Origin of the sequence: Exiguobacterium sp. (genome assembly GCF_020832205.1) — a bacterium.
Taxonomy (GTDB): Bacteria; Bacillota; Bacilli; order Exiguobacteriales; family Exiguobacteriaceae; genus Exiguobacterium.
Genome location: NZ_JAFIFD010000009.1, coordinates 1 through 19,029, shown reverse-complemented (window position 1 = coordinate 19,029; position 19,029 = coordinate 1). Strand labels below are relative to the sequence as shown.

Sequence of the window (19,029 nt, the reverse complement as noted above, 5' to 3'; positions counted from 1 at the left end):
TAAGTCAAAGGGGAAACAACGATGAATTATCTTGCATTGATTAGTGTGTCGTTCATTGTGCTCAGTGCGATTTTAGTCGCCATCGGCTGGGTCATCATCGCACGCGATCGCCGTGACATTGAGAAGCATAAGAAAGTCATGACAGCCGCCGCCGTGGCCGCTACGACGTTTTTCATTCTTTACGTGTCACGCACTATCTTCGTCGGCAACACGGCGTTCGGTGGTCCGGACAGCATCAAACCATACTATTTGGCGTTCATGATCTTCCACATCCTGCTCGCGACAACTGGCGGTGTTCTCGGACTGATCACCTTGTATCTCGGTTATAAAAATAAAATCGAGAAACACCGGAAAATCGGGCCGAAAGCGTCTGTCGTCTGGTTCTTCACGGCCATCACAGGAGTCACAGTATACGTGCTCCTCTACGTCGCGTTTGAACCGGGTGAGACGACGAACGTCTTCCGTGCCATTATCGGCGGGTGATCCGAGAGAGGAGGATGAGGATGAAACGGAACAGTTATATGACGGTCGGTTTGACAGTAGCCGTCTTGGTCGCTCTCGGAGTGGCGTCTTACTTCTTATTCTTCAAACAAGACGACTTGCCGGTCATTCAAGAACCGACACCGTTCACGCTCACGAACGCACTCGATGGAGAGACGTACAACTCCGACAATGGAAAAGTAAAGATCGTCACGTTCTTCTACACGAACTGTCCTGATATTTGTCCGTTGACGTTGCGGGACTTCATGAAGCTCGAACAAGAGCTGAAAGCGGAAGGGCTTTACGGCACGGACGTTGAACTCGTCGCCATCACGGTCGACCCAGACGTCGATACGGTCCCGGTGCTTGAAAATTACGGGGCGGCGTTCCAGGCCGAACCGACCGGATGGAAAGTGTTGACCGGTGAGAAGGCCGACATCGACCGCATCACCCGTCAGCTTCAGTTCTATTACTCGAAAGCGAACAGTGGTCTCGTCACGCACGCGACGACGATGTATATCATCGACCGTCACCATGACGTACGGGCGGTTGCACAAATGGCGACGACAGGAGATCAACCGGTCGATATCGAATCCATTATGGAAGACGTGAGCGTGCTCGCTGCAGAAAAGGAGTGAAGACGATGAATGATACGATGGCTGTCATCGGGAATGATTATTCATACGGGGATGTGACGATCGCGGAACGAGCGATCGAAGATTTGATCGCTTGTAGCGCAATCGAATTCGGCTTGACCGAAGTGAAAGTCGTGTCGCTGTCGAAAGACCGGTACGATTACCAAGTGATCGCACCGCTCTCGCTCAGTGAAGCGGAACGGCTGTACCGTTACATCCGAGACCAATTTGATTTGTTGCTCGGACAAGTAGATGTGACATTGAACGTCATTGCGACGTAATGAACAAGGAGGGCCGCGTAGCGGTCCTCCTTTTTAGTCATGTCTATATTTTCCAAAAACGAATTCTGATATGATGGAAATGAAAGAAGACGAACAGCAACATATCCGTTTTTTGATGAGGGGGAAAGATCATGGGAAAGGAAGCTTTAGTCGTCATTGACATTCAAAATGATATCACGAAGAACTACAAAACGATCATCGATCAGATCAACCAGGCAATTGCGTGGGCGGTCGACCATCAAATTCATGTCGTCTACATCCGACATGAGAATTTGTCCGCGGGTACGAGGACGTTTAAAACGGGTACGCGAGGTGCTGAACTCGTTCCTGATTTGAACATCGTCTCGGACCATGTCTTCACGAAGTACAAAGGGAACGCGTTGACGAGCCAAGAATTCACAGACTTCATTCATCTGAATGAAATCGACGGCTTCTACATCACCGGGGCAGATGCCATCGCTTGCGTGAAGTCGACGTGTTACAACATGCGCAAGTCCAACTATACAGTCCGCGTCTTATCCGATTGCATCACGAGCTACGATCAAACGAAGATTGAAGCGATGATCGACTATTATGAGAGCAAAGGATGCGAGATCATTCGCTTGCCGGACTTGCCAGCGTGACCTAAGTCTGTAGCAACCAGGGCAACGATAGAAGGATGATGCGAGGACGTGCTGAGCGTCCTCGTTTGAGGTTCAGGAAAGATGAAAGGACTGGGCCTGATATGATGCCAAAATAAAAAACCCCTTCGATTAAAGGGGTTTGACTTCTAACGTTTCCGCGAGAGCTGCAAGGCGGCGTTCGCAGTCGCGAACGATCTCTTCCGGGAACTCTTCGTCGTATTCGACGCCGTGCGGATAGTAATGTTTCCCGAGAATCGGTGTCAACATTTTCACGACAGCATGACGGTCCTCGATTTGGCCTTCAATGGCGTAGACCGGTAAGCGAAGATAAAACGTCTCGCCCGTCGATTGCTTCTCGTATTTCATATCATACGTCGCACGCTCGTAATCCCAAGCGCCTTCACGGATGAAATGATGATGATCCATGATCGTCTCGAGCAAACCAAAACGGATTTCTTTTCCCTCGATGTGGAACTGCTCAAATTTCATCATAATCCCCCTTTTTCAATAAACCTCATATGTCATCATATCATATTCAAAAACATTCTTGGAATAACGTGTGTTCAAATTGTGAAAAAAAGATGAACGCTTAAGTGAGCGTCTCTAAGTACGCTTCGATCTTTTGCGGGAGTCGGACGCCGAGCGGCATGAGTCCCTCTGACCCGAAGAAGACGTTGAACTCGAGAATGTAAAACGCGTCCTCTGTGACGATGACGTCAAACGCGGCGTGATTGATGTGGAGCGTCTTCGCGATCGTGCGCACTTCCTCGACGACATCGTCCGGGATATCCTCGTACGAGAAGTTGGCACCTTGGGCGACGTTGTTTAAAAACGCTTCGCTGACACGCCAATACGAACCGACGACTTCTTCTCCGATGACGATGATACGCAGGTCGCGATCGTTCGGGATATACTCTTGCACGTAAAACGTATCGTGGCGTTCTACATACTCAAGCCATTCTTGCTCGTTTTTGATGAGCCACACCCCTTGTCCCATCGATGACTTCGCCGTCTTCGCGACGAACGGATACGTGAACTCTTCGATCACCCGTTCGATCGTGTACGGATTTTTCCCATAGATGAGTGTCTTAGGGATCCGGTGCGGGAACGTCGCTTTGAAGGCGCGAGTCATTTCGATCTTATCGTGGCCGAGGTGATACGTGGCTGGGGAAGGGAAGATCGATTTGTTCAATCCGTATATAATGGAGTTGACCATCCAATACTCGGGGAACAAGACGAGGTCGGCCCCTCTCACTTTATCAAGTTGGTCATAGTAGTATTCAGGTTTCGCATAATCGGTTTTAATGCCGGCCGAGCGAATCATGTTGAATGAGATTTTCTTCATCGGGCACCGTGCGGACACGGTGATTCACTTCCTTTCTTTTATAACGCGTTGCGGTCACGTTCAATTATAAGGCCGATTGCTCACAGAGGGAATCAATTGTGGTAAAATCATGTCAGAAAGGGTGAAAGCCATGATTATTACTGAACAAACGATCGCACTTCTCGATGAGGCCGAAGCGTTGGCCGACTTGATCGAGTCGAGCGAATCGTTCCAAACATATATCACGACGAAACGAGAGCGTGCCGTCTCAGCGGAAGCGCAGGAAGTCGAACGTGAGTTTTTACGGATGAAAGAAGATTACGAGTACGTGCAACGGTTCGGCAAACATCACCCGGACCATGACCGCATCAAAAAAGAGATGCATCTCGTCAAACGCCGGCTCGACGTCCAACCAGAAGTGGCCGCATTTAAAAAAGCGGAACGAAGCTTGGACAAACTGCTCGGAGAAGTGAGCGGGCTGCTCGCGCACTCGGTGTCTCCGAAAATCAAAGTCCCGACCGGCAACCCGTTCTTCGATGAAGGCGGCTGTTCTGGCGGGGGAAGTTGCGGCGGAGGAGGCGGAAGCTGTGGATGTGCTGTCTGAATCATTCGAGTTAAAAGGTCGGATCGGACTCGTCGTTTACGTGCAATCGCTTAAACAAGTGAAGGCGTTGCGACGCTACGCGAATTTGTACTACGTCTCGAAACGAGAGAAGTATGCCTTCCTATATACGGACTTGGAAGGCCACGAGACGATCGTCGAGGCGATCGGCGCCTTGCCGTTCGTCGAATCCGTCGTCCGGAGCGAACGCCCGTTCATCGCCGAGACGTATGCGCCGAAACAGAAATAAACAGAAAAGATGAAGGTGGTGACGCCTTCATCTTTTCTGGTGAAGGAGAAGAAGGATGCGAGTCATTTCAGGAGAACGTAAAGGGACACGGTTGAAAGCCGTACCGGGATCGGCGACACGGCCGACGACGGATAAAGTGAAAGAATCATTATTCAATATTATCGGACCTTATTTTGCCGGCGGTGATGCGCTCGATTTATATGCGGGGAGCGGTGGCCTCGGGATCGAAGCGCTCTCGCGCGGCTGTGACCACGCCGTCTTCGTCGATAAACACGCGAAGGCCGTCCAGACGATTCAAGAGAACTTGCGCGTCACGCGGTATGAAGAGCAGGCGACGGTCTATCGACAAGATGCGAAAAGCGTGCTCGAGCAATTTGCCGGGTCGGGGCGCGTCTTCAAACTGATCTTTATGGACCCGCCTTATCACGCTGAAGAGCATGAGGCGTTCTTGCACACCATCGAGATGAACCGGTTGTTGACTGATAACGGTGTCGTCGTCTGTGAGCATGGAAGTGAGGCCGAATTGCCAGAACAAGTCGGCCGACTGGAAAAAATAAAAGTGCAGCGCTACTCAGATGTGATTACGATCAGTTTTTATGAGTACGCGTCGACTGAGGGGTGAGAGACTATGTCAAAACGTATCGCGATTTGTCCGGGGAGCTTTGACCCGATTACGAACGGCCATTTAGATATTATCGAGCGCGCGGCCGCCATCTTTGACGAAGTGATCGTCGCCGTCCTTGAAAACTCGAGCAAGGCCCCATTGTTTGATGTCGAAGAACGCCTCACTCTCATCCGTGACGTGACGACGCATTTGCCAAACGTCACGGCCGATGCTTTCGGGGGTCTGCTCGTCGAATATGCGGCAAAACGAGAAGCGGCGACGATCGTACGCGGTTTGCGAGCCGTCTCGGATTTTGAATATGAGCTTCAAATCGCTTCGATCAACAAGAAGTTGAACGAGGACGTCGAGACGCTCTTTATGATGACCAACAGCCAATACTCGTTCCTCAGCTCCTCGATCGTGAAAGAAGTCGCCAAATACGGGGCTTCGGTTAACGAACTCGTTCCGCAGCAAGTCGAAGCGGCGCTGCGGAGGAAGTACGAAACGAGCCGGCAACCATGAAGTCGTTGAAAATCGGTTTTGGTCTGCTCGTCGCCGTGCTCATTTTCTTGTTCGTGCCGTTGCCATACTACATCACCTATCCGGGCGAGGCGACGTCGATCGAACGGTTCATGACCGTCGAGGACGGCGACAAAGAAGAGGGAGAGCTGATGATGGTCACCATCTCGCAGCGCCGGGCGACGCCGCTCTGGCTCGTCGGGAGCTGGTTCACACCGTTCACGGAAGCGAGTCCATCGAGCCGCTACTTGTATGACGGGGAAGGCGAGGCGGACTATGAACGGAGACAACAGCTGCTCATGTCGTCGTCCCAACAAGCGGCGATTCAATACGCTTACGACCTTGCCGAAGCGGAAGTGTCCGTCTCGTTCGATGGGATGTACGTGTCCGCACCGATCACAGGGTCGCTCGCGGCGAACGTCTTAAAGCCGGGTGACGTCATCACCGCCATCGACGGCCGTGCCTTCGCGTCAAGACTTGACTTCCTCGATCGAGTGGCCGCCTATGAGGCGGGTGACGAAGTGACGCTCACGCTTGAACGAGATGGGCGTGAGCGTGTCGTCCAGACGCTCATTCAACCGCTCGACCGTTCGCAGTCAAGGGTCGGACTCGGTATTTACGAGCCGTTGCCGGTGCAAGACGTCGTCACGGAGCCGACCGTCACGTTTGAATTGACGAATGTCGGCGGTCCGTCGGCCGGACTGATGTTCACGCTTGAAATCTTTGATCAGTTGACGCCTGGCGATTTAGCGAACGGTGAAAAAATCGCTGGTACGGGGACAGTCGATGAGGAAGGCAACGTCGGTCCGATCGGTGGGGCGTGGCAAAAAATTGTCGCCGCCGACCGAGCCGGGGCGACCGTGTTTTTCGTGCCGGAAGGTCCGAACTACGACGAGGCGAGAACGTCACTCGACCGGCTTGAGTCCGACATCGAAGTCGTGCCGGTCAAGACGGTCGAGGACGCGATCCGTTATTTGGAGTCGATGAACTGAGGCGTTTGAACGTGTTCGCGGAGCGATTCGTCGCCGAGAGGGAGGCGGTACGCCTCGGTGACGCGCGCCTCGAACGCGAGGTCGGGATGGTACTTGCTGAGAAGCGGTACCGTTTTTTTTATGTCTTTTAACGCGAGCCGACCGATGCTGTTAAAGGCGAGCGGTCGCACGTAAGGGACGTCATCAAAACGGGCCGGCAGCTCTGCCCGCTCGAAATGAATGAGCACAGAGACGAGCGCTCGCTGAATCGCCGTCCGCGTATAGCGGCGCGTCAGCATCTTGGATAGGGCCCGCTCGAACGTCGGTTCAAGCCCGGCCTCGATTAATCGAGGGGACAAGGAGGCGTCGATGCCGACAAGCTCGTCAAGCACCGGTTGAGGCGTCGTCCGCAACTTGTACTGGAGGACGGGCCAATAGCGTGACCAGTGGGCCATCGTATGCTGGTGGAACAAGGTGCGCGTCGCCTCAGGGACGGCGCGGACGACGCCCTCTTCGATGTAATGGGCACGGACGCCTGTCGCTGACATGATGTCCGCTAGTCCGGTGTCGTGATAACCTGCTCCGAGCCGACGGACGGTGTGGAGGTTGATCGAAGTGGCCGCTTGCGCATAGTGGTAGGCCAAGATGTTGTTCGGGAGCGTCAAGTCAAAATCCGGATACACTGAAGCGAACGCGGTACTCGACGCCTTCGCTGGCGAGACCCCGTCTTTCAACGCGGATTGGAGCGCGTCTCGATAGGCCGGCATCGATTCGACCTCGGCCTTGGCGGCTTGCCGAATCGCCGATACGTCACCGCTCTCACTTCCGAACGACAACGTTTGACACCCGACACGTTCGGCGATGGCGACAGCGGCGCTTGCGAACCGGTCGGCGCGTTGGACACCGAACCGGGTCGGCAATTCGATGACGAGGTCAATCGCCCCCGTCTCGACTGCAGCCCTTGCCCGGCTAAATTTGTTAAATGCGGCCGGTTCCCCGCGTTGGGTGAACTGTCCGCTCATCACGGCGATGACGGCGTCAGCCCCTGTTTCGAGGCGGGCGGTTTTAGCTTGATAGAGGTGGCCGTTATGGAACGGATTGTACTCGGCGATGATGGCCGTCTTTTGCATGAAATTACTCCTTTGCATTGTCGATTGGATTGGTGTAAGATGGATAAGTACGCTTTGACAAAGCGCCGTCGTCAACTGCTTTTAGTGTAAAGAAAAAACATTGACAAAACAAGTTGGCCTATCTATAATTCATATTGTTGCAATTGAGGTGATTCGGATGAAATGGTCTATTGCACAGCTACTTAAGCTTCGAAACCAAGGTGACAGTTTTTCCGTCGATGAGACGGTTGAACTTCCGGAGCTGACTCAGCTCCATCCGGATATCCGTTCGATTCGCCCGGTGCATGTGCACGGGGATGCGTCGTTCACATCTAATCAAGTTACATTCAATTTGAAGATTCAAGGTGACCTGACGTTGCCAGATGCGCGAACGTTAGACGATGTCATGTATGAATTCGATATTGAATCGCTCGAGCCTTTCTTTTTGGAGAACGGGCGTTACACGGAGCAATTCGATGACGTCAATTTGCCAGAGGGAAATACGATTGATCTGCGACCGATCGTACGTGAGCTCATCATGTTAGACGTCCCGATGCAAGTTTTCGGGAACGAAACAGACAAAACTCAGGTTGAAGGGGAAGGCTGGGCCCTCGTAGAGGATCAGCTGGACGACCAACCAAAAATTGACCCGCGCCTCGCGGGACTCGCCGACTTGTTCTCGAAAAAAGAGGACGAGAACGGCTAACTTTTCAAGGAGGTGGACAACGATGGCAGTACCATTCCGTAGAACGTCGAAAACTCGCAAACGTCTTCGTCGTACTCACTTCAAACTTAACGTACCTGGTATGAACGAGTGCCCGAACTGTGGCGACATGAAACTTTCACACCGTGTTTGCAAATCTTGCGGACATTACAACGGTAAAGAAGTAACAAGCAAATAATGCTGGAAGAAGCGTTCTCTCTGGAGAGCGCTTCTTTTTTTTATGGTCATCGAATCGGATTGTGGTAAAATTTTTTATGCACAATGGAGAAGGAGGGTTGCGGATGCAACCGATTGAACGGATTGGGATTATCGGTAACGGGGCCGTCGGGATGCTGATGGCGTCGTTACTTGCAAACGACTATACGGTCACGTTGTATGGCCGAGTCGAGGAAACGAGCGTTGTGACGATTGAGCGGGACGGAATGACGAACGGCACGGTGGACGTGACGCTCGAGCCAGTACATACTCTCGACGAGACGAAGGCCGACATCTTTTTCGTGACGACGAAAGCGCATCAAGTCGAGGCTGCGACCGCGCGCCTCAGCGGCAACGTGCCTGTGTTCATCTGCTCGAACGGTATCAGTCATCTCGACTATGCGCTTGAGCGAGGGTTTCACCTCGGGGTCATCGAACACGGCGTGACCCGGGACGGGAACCGGATTCACCATAGCGGTCTCGGCCGAGTCCGCATCGGCGGACTGTCGGACGTGGCAGGCATCTCGTTCATCGATTCACCGCTCCACATCGTGTGGGAGTCGGACATTAGGCACGTTGTCATCGAAAAGCTGTTCGCGAACGCCATCATCAACCCGATCACGGCGCTTTGCCGCGTGCCGAACGGTGTCGTCTTGCAACCACCGTGCCGAGACGTCGCACTCGCGATCTACGAGGAATTGACGTCGTTGTTTGATGAGGCCGTACCGTTTACATATATCGAATCGATCATCGAGAAGACGGCAACGAACCGTTCATCGATGCTCCGGGACGTGGAAGCAGATCGCCCGACCGAGGTTGATGCCATTTTGACCCCGCTGTTGAAGCGAGCCGAGGATCGCGGCGTCGAACTGACCGTCATCCCGCTCATGCAAAAACTAATTTTAGGAGCGAGCGCATCGTGCTAGTGTATATCGTTTCATTTCCACTCGTCATTTGGTTTATGGTGTATATGATACTTAGAAAAATTATGCCGAAGTCGGTCAATACGTTCAAGCTGGTGTGCGATGCCGGCGTCGTGCTTTGGTTTTATGCGTGTGCGGTTCTGTTGGAGTCGATTGTCGAGTCGAACGTCGTTTGGCTCCTGCTCGCCGTTTGTTGCGCAATTTTTCCAATCAATGCGATTTGGCAACGCGTCCGCCACGAGGAAGTCGTGTTCACGAAGATGTTCGTGCACGGTTGGCGATTGTTGTTTTTGTTTCTCGTGCCGGCCCACGCCATCTTGTTTGCGATTGGCATTGCCAAACACATGATTCATTGATCGATCGAAAGGAAGTCGTTATACGTGAGGATAGAGTCGCTTGACGCCATGTATGCCCCGTCGTCTCCGATGCTTCAAATCGAAGACGGGTATACGCACTGGCTTGATTATAAAGGAATGGGCGAGGTTAGACTGCGAGCCGAAGAGTTGGACGGACGTACATATCCGCATCTGAAGTCGCTCGCGGCGATTTTACGCGACCAGCAAGCCGCGTACGGTCCGTTGTCAGAAACGCTCGACCGTAAGCTTGAAGCGCTCGCGTCGGGCGAGGCATACACGGTCGTCACCGGACAGCAAGTCGGTGTGTTCGGAGGACCGCTGTTTGCGGTGTACAAGCTGTTGACCGTGTTGAAGCGGGCGAGACAAGCAGAAGCGTCGCTCGACAAGCCCGTCTTGCCCATCTTTTGGATGGCGACGGAAGATCACGATTACGCCGAGATCAATCACGTCCTCATCCCTCAGCCGCTATCTCGGCAGTTCCGCAAAGAGGCGCTTTCGGCCGTCCCGCTCGCCGGGAAAGCGTCCGTCGGGGAGCTTGAATTCGAGCGGTTGAAAATCGAACTCGTTCAAATGTTGCAACGCATGTTGCTCGCCGAGACGGAAACCGAGCATACGTCGTCGCTGTACCATCAACTCGTCGAGTTGTTGCATCGGTCGAAGTCGTTCGCTCAATTTTTCGGCAAGATGATGCGCCGATTCGTCGGAGAAGACTTTCTTTTGTTCGACCCGCACCAACCGGACGTACGTGCCCTCGGACGCGACGTGTTCAAGCGTTTGATCGTTGAAAGCGAGTTGCTGAATGCGGCGTTCGCGGACGCGCATAAGGACGGAATGCCTCATGTCGAGCTCAATCGTGAAGCGGCCCACGTGTTTTATCATGACGGGACGCGCGAACTGCTCACGAAAGAAGGGGATGCCTTCACGACGAAGCGCGGACATCGCTTCTCGGAAGCCGAGTTGCTTTCGGAGATCGATGCCCATCCGGAGCGCTTCTCGAACAACGTCGTCTCCCGTCCGCTCATGCAAGATCATCTGTTCCCGACGCTCGCGTATGTCGCCGGTCCGGGTGAGATCGCCTATTGGCTTCAACTCCGACCGCTGTTTCATACGTTCGGCTGGAAGATGCCGCTCGTCATTCCTCGTCTCGGGGCGGTGCTTCTCTCGGCGAATGATGAGAAAAAGCTGAAACAAGAAGGTGTGTCGCTCGACGAGTATTTGACGAATCCGCTCCCGGACCATGCGTTCGACGATGAGGCGTTCGATGAAAGTTTATACGCATATCGGGCGTTGTCGGCCGCCATCGGCGAAGAGGCCGGCCGTCGAGGTCAACGCTTCGGTTCGAGCGCGATTCACGCTCTCGACCGTTTGGCAGACGAGATGCGTGCCGAGGCGAAACGTGAACAGTACCGGTTGAACCGGCGCCGGATCCATCTGTCGGCGCGCTTGTTGCCGATGGGCGCCCCGCAAGAACGGATATGGTCGATGGTGCCGCTATTGAATCGGCACGGGCTCGACTTGTTCCCGCGCTTGCGTGCCGCCTATGAACAGACGGATATAGAGCGATGTTTAATTAAATTGTAAAAAAAATACAGTCGTTTTGGACGGTTCCCCGTGCAATCGGGGAATCTTTTTTGTTTGTTACCTTTTTGTTTCCTATTTTCGTTAAAAACGAATGCGGAGCTTGACATTTTTATGATAAAGTAAGTGTAATAAAACAGTTGAAAAATGTAGGGTGAGAGGGTTTTTGTATGTTTGAGCACGAAACGGTTTTAAAAATGGAGTCCATCGAAGGGTTGAACATCCAACCGGACGGAATTTATGTCGATTGCACGTTAGGAGGAGCCGGTCACAGTGAAGAGATTGTCAAACGATTGACGACAGGCCATCTATACGCCTTCGACCAAGATGACGTCGCCCTCGCGCACGCGAAAGAGCGCTTGGCTCCATATGAGGATCGGGTTACGTTCATAAAGAGCAACTTCGTCCACTTGAAAGACGAGCTACACGCGCGTGGCGTCACACAAGTTGATGGTGTCTTGTTTGACCTCGGTGTCTCATCACCGCAACTTGATGAGGCGGAGCGCGGGTTTAGTTACAACTATGATGCCCCACTCGACATGCGCATGGATCGATCAAACCCATTTTCGGCCTATCATGTCGTCAATGAATGGGCGTTCGGGGACTTGGCCCGCATCTTCTTTACATACGGGGAAGAGAAGTTCTCGAAGCAAATCGCCCGCAAAATCGAACAAGCCCGTGCCGAAAAGCCGATCGAGACGACGTTTGAACTCGTCGACTTGATCAAAGAGGCGATCCCGGCGCCGGCGCGACGCAAAGGCGGTCATCCCGCCAAGCGGACGTTCCAAGCGATTCGCATCGCTGTCAATGATGAATTGAACGTGTTCGACCGCGCTGTCCAAGATGCGATCGACATGCTCGCCATTCACGGACGGATTTGTGTCATCACGTTCCACTCGCTCGAAGATCGGATTTGCAAACAAGTGTTCAAAGAAAAGAGCCAGCATCCTCAGCTTCCACCGGGGCTGCCGGTCATCCCGAAAGAGTTCGAGCCAGAATTGAAGCTCATCACCCGAAAGCCGATCACGGCCGGCGGCGATGAACTTGAAGATAATCGACGTGCCCGCTCAGCGAAGCTTCGGGTCGCCGAAAAACAAAAATAGACTGTACGTAGGAGGGATACCTGATGCCAGAAGCTGCCCGCAAGGCTTTGCAGCCTCACGTTTCACCGAATCGAAATCCGATTCCGCAAGAACGACCGATACCTGCTCCAAAACGACGTACGTTGACTTTGTTCGAATCCATCCTGTACCCGACGATGATCGGTTCTGTCGTCTTGTTCGGTGGCATCACGGTGTCGAAACATAATGAAGCGTACAACATCATGCGTGATACGGCCTTGATTACTCAAGAGACGAACACAATTGCCAAAGAAAACGAAGAACTGAAGTATGAGATCGCCCAACTTAGCTCGCCAGAGAGAATCTATGCGATAGCTGAAAAGCTCGGAATGCAGTTCAATGAGAAGAACGTCAAGGTGATTGACTGATGAACTCTCTACAACAGAGTAAAAAAAGAGTGGCGTGGGTGGCGATTGTTTGCTTCACACCGCTCTTTTTATTTTTTGTCGGTTGGTTTTTTTATCTATCTGTCTTCCAAACGTACAAAGGGGAGAACATGCTCGCTTTTGCCGAAGAAGAACGGTGGAAAGCGGTCAGCACGCTGAAAGCGGAACGTGGTGAGATCTTTGACCGCTTCGGTCAACCGATCGCCATCAACATTCCGTCGTATCGCGTCGTCGCCGTCTTAAAACTCGGGGGTGAGCGAGTCGAAGGGAAGACGCTGTTGCCGGAAGAGTTTCCGGAAGCGGCACGCGAGCTTGCGACCGTCATTCCAATGACGGAAGCCGATATTTTGAAGCGGCTCGAGCAAAACGTCGACCGGGGTCAAATCGAATTCGGTGTCCCCGGACGCGATTTGACGGTTGAACAAAAAGAAGAGATCGAGGCGTTCGAACTGCCGGGCATCACGTTCGTCGAAGAACCGAAGCGGTATTATCCGAATAAAGTGTTCGCCTCAAGCGTCATCGGCTACGCCCAAAAGATTGACCAGAACGGACGGATCGAGCTCGTCGGAGAACTTGGGATCGAGAAGTCGTTAAACGATATTTTAAGTGAATCGTACGGCTTGAACCGGTTCGAGAAAGACCTCGCCGGCCGTCAGCTCATCGCGAGCGATGAACAGTTGCGCATCGAGCCGGAAGACGGCGCGGACGTCCAGTTGACGATCGATCACCGCATTCAACAGCTGCTCGATACGAAGATGGACGAGATGTATAAAGAGTATGCGCCGAAAAATGCGACGGCGATCATCATGGACCCGAAGACGGGAGAAATCGTGGCGCTGTCGGATCGGCCGTCATTTGACCCGAACACACGCGAAATCACGTCGTATAGCAACTTCTCCGTCTCGTCTCGTTTCGAGCCGGGGTCGACGATGAAAATCTTTACGCTCGCCGCGGCGATCAATGAAGGGGTATTCGACCCGAACGAACTGTACAAGTCGGGCTCCTATACGTATGGACGGACGACGTTCAATGATTACAACATTACCGGATGGGGTACGATTCCTATGGTAGAAGGCGTCTGGCATTCGTCAAACGTGGCGTTCTCCATCATGGCCAATGAACGTCTCGGCTTGAGCCGGTATGAAGACTATTTCAACGCATTTAAATTCGACCAACGCACCGGCGTCGATTTGCCGGGCGAGGTCAACAGTCAATACGACTTTGAAAGCCCGCTCAACGTGCTCATCACGGCATGGGGCCAATCGACCGCGGTGACGCCGATGCAAATTTTGCAAGCGACGTCAGCCATCGCGACGGATGGGACGATGAAGCAACCGCACGTCATTAAAAAAGTTGTCAACCGAGAGACCGGCGAGACGATTCGGACGACGAATCCGAAAGTCGTCGGTCAACCGATCACCGCCGAAGCGGCCAAATTGACGCGTGAGGCACTCGACGGGGTCGTCAACAGCGACCTCGGTACCGGTCAACTGTACGCCCTTGAGAATTATCGGGTCATCGGAAAAACGGGTACGGCCCAAATCGCTGAAAACGGCAAATATTTGAGCGGTCAGTACATTCACTCGTTCGTCGGCATGGCGCCGGAAGACGACCCGGAGCTCGTCATGTATATCGCCGTCGACCGTCCGAACAGCGACTCGTCGACGACAGGGCCGCGCATCATGGCACCGCTGTTCAAAGACGTGATGGACGTGGCGCTCCGTTACCGGAGCGTCGAACCTGAAAAGCAAGAGAAGGCGGTCGACGCGTCAACGAAGACGACGGAGTCTTACGTCGACCTCGGTCGTGACGAAGCGGTCATGAAAGCGAAAACGGCCTCATTCGCCCCGATCTTACTCGGCGGAGGGGCGGCGGTGTCCGCTCAAAGCCCGGTCGAAGGACAATCGTACGTCGTCGGCGAGCGGCTGCTGTTAAAAACGGCGGATACGTTCGCAATGCCGAACTTGTCCGGATGGTCGCTGCGTGACGTGAAACGTTTGGCTACTTTGTACCAATTGAATTTAGAGATAGACGGGACCGGATTTGTCACTTCCCAGTCGATCGGGAAAGACAAGCCAGTCAAAACCGGGGCGACGTTGAAAGTGAGACTCGAGTCTCCGTCGAACTAACGCAAAGGGATAAAGAGGGCCTCGGCTCTCTTTTCCTTTGTCACAGGAGGAATAACGGATGGAACAATTGACGATTCAAACATTGGCAAGCTGGTTCGGTATCGAGTCGGACGACGTGCGGGAAGTGCGGAACGTCGCGACGGATTCACGAGACGACAATCAAGACGGGTTGTTCGTCCCGATCATCGGGGCGCGTGTCGACGGACATGATTACATCGACAAGGCGATCGAGCAAGGCGCCATCGTCACGTTTTGGGAAGAAGGGCGTGAACAGCCGGAAGGGATCGTGACGATTCCGGTGCCGTCTCCACTCAAGGCGCTTCAAGAGGCGGCCGCCCGTTACTTGGCGGACATCAACCCGCTCGTCGTCGCGATTACGGGATCGAACGGAAAGACGTCGACGAAAGACATGGTCGCGGTCGTGCTCGAAGAGAAGTTCAAGACGCACAAGACGGCCGGAAACTTCAACTCCGACGTCGGATTGCCGCTCACGGTGTTGCGCATGCCGCGCGATACGGAAGTTGCGGTCCTTGAGATGGGCATGAACGGCTTCGGTCAAATCGAATTGTTATCGAAGATCGCCAAACCGGACGTCGCATTTGTCACGAACATCGGTGAATCGCACGGCGAGCAAGTCGGGGGACGTCAAGGCATCGCCAAGGCGAAACTTGAAATTAATGCCGGTTTGAAACCGGACGGCGTGCTGATCGTCGATGCGGACGAGCCGCTTCTTGCCGGGGAAGGCTTCCGTGTCGGCTACGCCGCGGACGCTGACGGGAAAATCGAGGTCGTCGAGACGACGTTCGATGCGTCCATCTTCCGTTACGACGGCGAGTTGTTTGAGCTGAAAGTGCTCGGCGCCCATCAAATCCGAAACGCGGCCTACGCCATCGCCTGCGGACGCCATTTCGGACTCGACGAGGCGACAATCCAGCGCGGTCTCGACCGCGTCAAGCTGACGACGATGCGGATGGAAAAGCAAATGTTCGGCGACGCGCATTTGATCAACGACGCCTACAACGCGAGTCCGACATCGATGATCGCTGCCATCGAGACCGTGAAATCGCTCGAGGGGTTCAGCCGCCGTGTGCTCGTCCTTGGGGACATGTACGAACTTGGCGCCGACGAGGTCGATCAACACGTTCAAGTCGGCCGCGTCATCACGGCACCGGTCACAGACTGTATCTTGATCGGAGACAAAGCGAAATGGATCCGAGACGGAGTGACGGACGACGGCGTCAACGTGACTTGCGTCGCCACGGTCGAGGAGGCGAAACCGCTCCTTGGCAGTTATCAACGACCACAGACTGTGATATTGTTAAAAGCATCGCGAGGACTGGCGCTCGAGCGTCTAGTTCAATAATAAAGAGTAGTGAGGTACGAACATGTTAATCAGTTTAATCGTCTTAATCAGTTCATTATTGACCGTATTGGTCGTCATGCCGCGGGCCATTCCCGCATTGCGCCAATTGAAATTCGGACAAGAAATCCGCGATGAAGGCCCGGATTGGCATCAAAAGAAATCTGGGACGCCGACGATGGGCGGCATCGTCATCTTGCTCGCGCTCGTCATCGGCTTCATCGTCTCCCTCATCTTCGGGGACGCGGTAGCGGGCTTCGGGACACTCTTGTTCGTCACGCTCGCATTCGGGGTGATCGGTTTCCTAGACGACTACATTAAAGTCGTGAACAAACGAAACCTCGGTCTCACATCGCTTCAAAAATTGATTGGACAAATTGTCGTCTCGGTCTTGTTCGTGTGGTTCCTTTCACTCGGAGAAGGGTTGGACACGACGATTCAAATCCCGTTCACTTCGATTGCGTTTGATACGGGTTGGTTGTATGTCGCTATCGTCATTTTCTGGCTTGTCGGTTTCTCGAACGCTGTCAACTTGACGGACGGCCTCGACGGCCTCGTGTCGTTTTCGGCCATCCCGACGTTCGCATTCTTCGGAATTTACGCGCTCGGGCAAGACGAGGTCGGTGTCGCCTGGTTCGCTTTCAGTGCGGTCGGGGCACTTCTCGGATTCCTCGTCTTCAATAAATACCCGGCGAAAATCTTCATGGGTGACACGGGATCGCTCGCCCTTGGCGGTGCGGTCGCCGGACTTGCACTCATGCTGAAGCTCGAGCTGTTGCTCGTCTTCGTCGGTATCATCTTCGTCATCGAGACGCTCAGTGTCATCTTGCAAGTCCTCTCGTTCAAAACGACTGGGAAACGCATCTTCAAGATGAGCCCGATTCACCATCATTTCGAAATGGTCGGTTGGTCGGAATGGCGCATCGTCTTGACGTTTGGTGGAATCAGCTTGATCACGGCAGTCTTGTCGTTACTACTCATGTAATGGATGGTGGAACAGATGCAAAAGCAGTGGAAAGGTAAGCGCGTCCTCGTCCTCGGCGCCGCCCGTAGCGGAATCGCCGCGGCCGCCTACTTAAACGACGTCGGAGCGATCGTGACGATCAATGCCGGCTCCGAGCCGACAGCGGAAGAACGGGCAAAAATCGAGACGCTCGGAGTCCGGTCGATTTTCGGGTCTCACCCGCTCACGTTGTTGGATGAGACGGACGTCATCGTCAAAAACCCAGGGATTCCGTATCACATCCCGTTGCTCCAAGAAGCGTTGACACGTCACATGCCGATTTATACCGAAGTCGAGCTCGCTTATTTGGCGACAGATGCGACGTTCGTCGGCATCACCGGTTCGAACGGAAAGACGACGACGACGACACTCGTACACGAGCTGTTAAAAGGTGGGACGCGTCCTGTGCATGTGGCCGGAAACATCGGGTTCCCGGCAATCGAAGTCGCGTCGAAAGCGCAAGCGGATGACATCATCGTCATCGAACTCTCGAGCTTTCAATTGATGGGTGTCGAGGCGTTCCATCCAAAAGCGGCGGCGCTTCTCAATTTGTCAGAAGCACACCTCGATTACCACGGCGACTTTGAATCATACGCCGACGCAAAAGGGAACTTGTTCCGCAATATGACCGATGCCGACCGACTCGTCGTCAAGCGAGCCGATGCGGAAGTGATGAAACGAGTGCCGGAACAGTTGACGGCGCAAACGTTCGGTTATGAGGCCGGAGATGCATGCGTCACAGACGGCTGGATCACGTTGCACGGGAACGCCGTCATACCGGTGTCAGAGCTTGCCTTAGGCGGCGCCCATAACGTCGAGAACGTATTGGCGGCGCTACTACTCATTGAGCCGTTCGACATCCCACGCTCGCACGTCGAGCGCGTCTTACGGACGTTCGGCGGCGTGGCCCATCGCACGGAAAATGTCGGTCGCATCCTCGGCCGCAATGTTTACAACGACTCGAAAGCGACGAACAACGTGGCGACAGAAGCGGCGCTGGCCGGCTTCACATCGCCGATCGTCTGGCTTTGCGGCGGACTTGAGCGCGGCGCCGATCTCGCCTCACTCATCCCGGCGATGGCGCGTGTCAAAGCGGTCGTCGCCTATGGAGAGACGGCTGAACGGTTTAAGACGCTCGGCGAATCACAAGGGATCCCATCTTTCGCAGTCGACACGCTCGAGGCGGCAGTGCCGCTCGCATTTCGACAGTCGGCAGAAGATGATGTGCTCTTGCTGTCACCCGCATGCGCGAGTTGGGATCAGTATAAGACGTTCGAGGAGCGGGGCGAGCATTTCGTGGACCTCGTCCGCAAATACGAGGAGGCGAACCGATGAAAGTCATCATTTCAGGCGGCGGGACGGGTGGACACATCTACCCGGCCCTCGCGCTACTAGACACGTTGAAAGAACGCCATCCTGATTTACAAGTGCTCTATATCGGTACGGAGAACGGTCTCGAGGCTGATCTCGTACCTCGGGCCGGCATTCCGTTCAAATCGATTCGAATCGCGGGTTTGAAACGGTCGTTATCGCTCGAGAACGTCAAGACAGGCTTTTGGTTCTTGAAAGCGGTCCTGGAGCTTCGAAAAGAGATGAAGGCGTTCCGTCCGGACGTCGTCATCGGCACGGGCGGTTTCGTTTCCGGTCCGGTCGTCTTTACGGCCCAACAACTTGGGATTCCGACCATCTTGCATGAACAAAACAGCATCCCGGGACTGACGAACAAGTTCTTATCGAAAAAAGCAGACCGGGTCGCTTTGTCTTTCGCGGGGTCAGAATCGCATTTCCCTGGGGCGAACGTCCGCGTCATCGGAAACCCGCGCGGCAGTGAAGTGTTGAAGACTGTCGTGGACCCGG

24 protein-coding genes are annotated in these 19,029 nt (G+C 53.9%); 21 read left to right on the top strand and 3 right to left on the bottom strand.

Going from position 1 to position 19,029, the window contains the following annotated elements; translation table 11 throughout:
* Positions 1-21: 21 nt before the first annotated feature.
* The 4 genes from JJU47_RS01650 to JJU47_RS01635 all read left to right on the top strand — a co-directional run bounded on the left by JJU47_RS01650 (position 22) and on the right by JJU47_RS01635 (position 2,019).
* Entirely contained in the window at positions 22-483 is a 462-nt protein-coding gene (locus JJU47_RS01650) for a DUF420 domain-containing protein (protein ID WP_024370005.1), read from the top strand.
* A 20-nt stretch (positions 484-503) separates the two neighbouring features.
* Positions 504-1,118, top strand: a complete 615-nt coding sequence (locus JJU47_RS01645) for an SCO family protein (protein WP_228615816.1) — start codon at positions 504-506, stop codon at positions 1,116-1,118.
* Between the two features lie 5 nt (positions 1,119-1,123).
* Complete coding sequence (locus JJU47_RS01640; protein ID WP_228615815.1) at positions 1,124-1,396, top strand: hypothetical protein; 273 nt, start codon at positions 1,124-1,126, stop codon at positions 1,394-1,396.
* Positions 1,397-1,527: 131 nt separating this feature from the next.
* The gene (locus tag JJU47_RS01635; protein WP_228615814.1) at positions 1,528-2,019 is read left to right on the top strand and encodes a cysteine hydrolase family protein; all 492 of its coding nucleotides are present in this window, start codon (positions 1,528-1,530) and stop codon (positions 2,017-2,019) included.
* A gap of 129 nt (positions 2,020-2,148) precedes the next feature.
* Here the strand turns inward: JJU47_RS01635 and JJU47_RS01630 are convergent, their stop codons facing one another.
* Both JJU47_RS01630 and JJU47_RS01625 read right to left on the bottom strand, forming a co-directional pair.
* Positions 2,149-2,508, bottom strand: coding sequence for a YugN family protein (locus JJU47_RS01630; RefSeq protein ID WP_228615813.1), 360 nt, complete (start codon positions 2,506-2,508; stop codon positions 2,149-2,151).
* 100 nt (positions 2,509-2,608) lie between these two features.
* On the bottom strand, positions 2,609-3,382 hold the full coding sequence (locus JJU47_RS01625; protein WP_228615812.1) for an ATP-grasp domain-containing protein: 774 nt from the start codon (positions 3,380-3,382) through the stop codon (positions 2,609-2,611).
* A gap of 112 nt (positions 3,383-3,494) precedes the next feature.
* On the opposite strand from JJU47_RS01625, the gene JJU47_RS01620 reads away from it, so the two are divergent.
* The 5 genes from JJU47_RS01620 to JJU47_RS01600 are packed head-to-tail and all read left to right on the top strand — an operon-like array spanning position 3,495 to position 6,309.
* A complete protein-coding gene (locus tag JJU47_RS01620; protein ID WP_024370011.1) occupies positions 3,495-3,947 on the top strand; it encodes a YlbF/YmcA family competence regulator in 453 nt (150 codons plus the stop codon).
* A complete protein-coding gene (locus JJU47_RS01615) occupies positions 3,931-4,194 on the top strand; it encodes a DUF2129 domain-containing protein (RefSeq protein WP_228615811.1) in 264 nt (87 codons plus the stop codon). Before JJU47_RS01620 ends, JJU47_RS01615 begins: the two co-directional genes overlap by 17 nt.
* Positions 4,195-4,249: 55 nt before the next feature.
* Positions 4,250-4,816, top strand: a complete 567-nt coding sequence (gene rsmD / locus JJU47_RS01610; RefSeq protein ID WP_228615810.1) for a 16S rRNA (guanine(966)-N(2))-methyltransferase RsmD — start codon at positions 4,250-4,252, stop codon at positions 4,814-4,816.
* 6 nt (positions 4,817-4,822) lie between these two features.
* The gene (gene coaD, locus JJU47_RS01605; RefSeq protein ID WP_228615809.1) at positions 4,823-5,320 is read left to right on the top strand and encodes a pantetheine-phosphate adenylyltransferase; all 498 of its coding nucleotides are present in this window, start codon (positions 4,823-4,825) and stop codon (positions 5,318-5,320) included.
* Positions 5,317-6,309, top strand: coding sequence for a SepM family pheromone-processing serine protease (locus JJU47_RS01600; RefSeq protein WP_228615808.1), 993 nt, complete (start codon positions 5,317-5,319; stop codon positions 6,307-6,309). The genes coaD and JJU47_RS01600 overlap by 4 nt, the downstream gene beginning before the upstream one ends.
* Here the strand turns inward: JJU47_RS01600 and JJU47_RS01595 are convergent.
* Positions 6,288-7,418, bottom strand: coding sequence for a tRNA(Met) cytidine acetate ligase (locus JJU47_RS01595; RefSeq protein ID WP_228615807.1), 1,131 nt, complete (start codon positions 7,416-7,418; stop codon positions 6,288-6,290). The genes JJU47_RS01600 and JJU47_RS01595 overlap by 22 nt on opposite strands.
* Before the next feature lie 157 nt (positions 7,419-7,575).
* Here JJU47_RS01595 and JJU47_RS01590 point away from each other — a divergent pair, with 157 nt between their 5' ends.
* From JJU47_RS01590 to JJU47_RS01535, 12 genes are all read left to right on the top strand, one after another.
* Positions 7,576-8,103, top strand: a complete 528-nt coding sequence (locus JJU47_RS01590; protein ID WP_228615806.1) for a YceD family protein — start codon at positions 7,576-7,578, stop codon at positions 8,101-8,103.
* A gap of 22 nt (positions 8,104-8,125) precedes the next feature.
* Positions 8,126-8,299 (top strand): 50S ribosomal protein L32, encoded by a 174-nt coding sequence (rpmF, locus tag JJU47_RS01585; RefSeq protein WP_081338944.1) that lies wholly within the window; start codon positions 8,126-8,128, stop codon positions 8,297-8,299.
* A gap of 103 nt (positions 8,300-8,402) precedes the next feature.
* The gene (locus JJU47_RS01580; protein WP_228615805.1) at positions 8,403-9,242 is read left to right on the top strand and encodes a ketopantoate reductase family protein; all 840 of its coding nucleotides are present in this window, start codon (positions 8,403-8,405) and stop codon (positions 9,240-9,242) included.
* Positions 9,236-9,595, top strand: a complete 360-nt coding sequence (locus tag JJU47_RS01575) for a DUF3397 domain-containing protein (protein WP_228615804.1) — start codon at positions 9,236-9,238, stop codon at positions 9,593-9,595. Before JJU47_RS01580 ends, JJU47_RS01575 begins: the two co-directional genes overlap by 7 nt.
* Positions 9,596-9,619: 24 nt before the next feature.
* Positions 9,620-11,176 carry a bacillithiol biosynthesis cysteine-adding enzyme BshC gene (gene bshC / locus JJU47_RS01570; RefSeq protein WP_228615803.1) on the top strand — a complete coding sequence of 519 codons (1,557 nt, stop codon included), beginning with the start codon at positions 9,620-9,622 and terminating at the stop codon, positions 11,174-11,176.
* 167 nt (positions 11,177-11,343) lie between these two features.
* Entirely contained in the window at positions 11,344-12,276 is a 933-nt protein-coding gene (gene rsmH / locus JJU47_RS01565) for a 16S rRNA (cytosine(1402)-N(4))-methyltransferase RsmH (RefSeq protein WP_228615802.1), read from the top strand.
* Between the two features lie 23 nt (positions 12,277-12,299).
* On the top strand, positions 12,300-12,662 hold the full coding sequence (ftsL, locus tag JJU47_RS01560) for a cell division protein FtsL (protein ID WP_024370022.1): 363 nt from the start codon (positions 12,300-12,302) through the stop codon (positions 12,660-12,662).
* A gap of 38 nt (positions 12,663-12,700) precedes the next feature.
* Positions 12,701-14,809: a penicillin-binding transpeptidase domain-containing protein gene (locus JJU47_RS01555; RefSeq protein WP_228615801.1), complete on the top strand. Its 2,109-nt coding sequence runs from the start codon at positions 12,701-12,703 to the stop codon at positions 14,807-14,809.
* Between the two features lie 58 nt (positions 14,810-14,867).
* The gene (locus JJU47_RS01550; RefSeq protein WP_228615800.1) at positions 14,868-16,172 is read left to right on the top strand and encodes a UDP-N-acetylmuramoyl-tripeptide--D-alanyl-D-alanine ligase; all 1,305 of its coding nucleotides are present in this window, start codon (positions 14,868-14,870) and stop codon (positions 16,170-16,172) included.
* A 22-nt stretch (positions 16,173-16,194) separates the two neighbouring features.
* Positions 16,195-17,154, top strand: coding sequence for a phospho-N-acetylmuramoyl-pentapeptide-transferase (gene mraY / locus JJU47_RS01545; RefSeq protein ID WP_228615799.1), 960 nt, complete (start codon positions 16,195-16,197; stop codon positions 17,152-17,154).
* 15 nt (positions 17,155-17,169) lie between these two features.
* On the top strand, positions 17,170-18,507 hold the full coding sequence (gene murD / locus JJU47_RS01540; RefSeq protein ID WP_228615798.1) for a UDP-N-acetylmuramoyl-L-alanine--D-glutamate ligase: 1,338 nt from the start codon (positions 17,170-17,172) through the stop codon (positions 18,505-18,507).
* Positions 18,504-19,029, top strand: a 526-nt coding sequence (locus JJU47_RS01535) for a UDP-N-acetylglucosamine--N-acetylmuramyl-(pentapeptide) pyrophosphoryl-undecaprenol N-acetylglucosamine transferase (RefSeq protein WP_228615797.1), incomplete at its 3' end; no start/stop codon positions are given. The genes murD and JJU47_RS01535, both read left to right, overlap by 4 nt.

Excerpts from the sequence above, each read along its gene's own strand:
- JJU47_RS01595 (WP_228615807.1), bottom strand. The coding sequence starts at position 7,418 with ATGCAAAAGACGGCCATCATCGCCGAGTACAATCCGTTCCATAACGGC.
- JJU47_RS01620 (WP_024370011.1), top strand. The coding sequence starts at position 3,495 with ATGATTATTACTGAACAAACGATCGCACTTCTCGATGAGGCCGAAGCG.
- JJU47_RS01645 (WP_228615816.1), top strand. The coding sequence starts at position 504 with ATGAAACGGAACAGTTATATGACGGTCGGTTTGACAGTAGCCGTCTTG.
- mraY (WP_228615799.1), top strand. The coding sequence starts at position 16,195 with ATGTTAATCAGTTTAATCGTCTTAATCAGTTCATTATTGACCGTATTG.
- ftsL (WP_024370022.1), top strand. The coding sequence starts at position 12,300 with ATGCCAGAAGCTGCCCGCAAGGCTTTGCAGCCTCACGTTTCACCGAAT.
- rpmF (WP_081338944.1), top strand. The coding sequence starts at position 8,126 with ATGGCAGTACCATTCCGTAGAACGTCGAAAACTCGCAAACGTCTTCGT.
- JJU47_RS01650 (WP_024370005.1), top strand. The coding sequence starts at position 22 with ATGAATTATCTTGCATTGATTAGTGTGTCGTTCATTGTGCTCAGTGCG.
- JJU47_RS01630 (WP_228615813.1), bottom strand. The coding sequence starts at position 2,508 with ATGAAATTTGAGCAGTTCCACATCGAGGGAAAAGAAATCCGTTTTGGT.
- rsmH (WP_228615802.1), top strand. The coding sequence starts at position 11,344 with ATGTTTGAGCACGAAACGGTTTTAAAAATGGAGTCCATCGAAGGGTTG.
- JJU47_RS01640 (WP_228615815.1), top strand. The coding sequence starts at position 1,124 with ATGAATGATACGATGGCTGTCATCGGGAATGATTATTCATACGGGGAT.
- JJU47_RS01590 (WP_228615806.1), top strand. The coding sequence starts at position 7,576 with ATGAAATGGTCTATTGCACAGCTACTTAAGCTTCGAAACCAAGGTGAC.
- rsmD (WP_228615810.1), top strand. The coding sequence starts at position 4,250 with ATGCGAGTCATTTCAGGAGAACGTAAAGGGACACGGTTGAAAGCCGTA.
- murD (WP_228615798.1), top strand. The coding sequence starts at position 17,170 with ATGCAAAAGCAGTGGAAAGGTAAGCGCGTCCTCGTCCTCGGCGCCGCC.
- JJU47_RS01635 (WP_228615814.1), top strand. The coding sequence starts at position 1,528 with ATGGGAAAGGAAGCTTTAGTCGTCATTGACATTCAAAATGATATCACG.
- coaD (WP_228615809.1), top strand. The coding sequence starts at position 4,823 with ATGTCAAAACGTATCGCGATTTGTCCGGGGAGCTTTGACCCGATTACG.
- JJU47_RS01550 (WP_228615800.1), top strand. The coding sequence starts at position 14,868 with ATGGAACAATTGACGATTCAAACATTGGCAAGCTGGTTCGGTATCGAG.
- JJU47_RS01600 (WP_228615808.1), top strand. The coding sequence starts at position 5,317 with ATGAAGTCGTTGAAAATCGGTTTTGGTCTGCTCGTCGCCGTGCTCATT.
- JJU47_RS01580 (WP_228615805.1), top strand. The coding sequence starts at position 8,403 with ATGCAACCGATTGAACGGATTGGGATTATCGGTAACGGGGCCGTCGGG.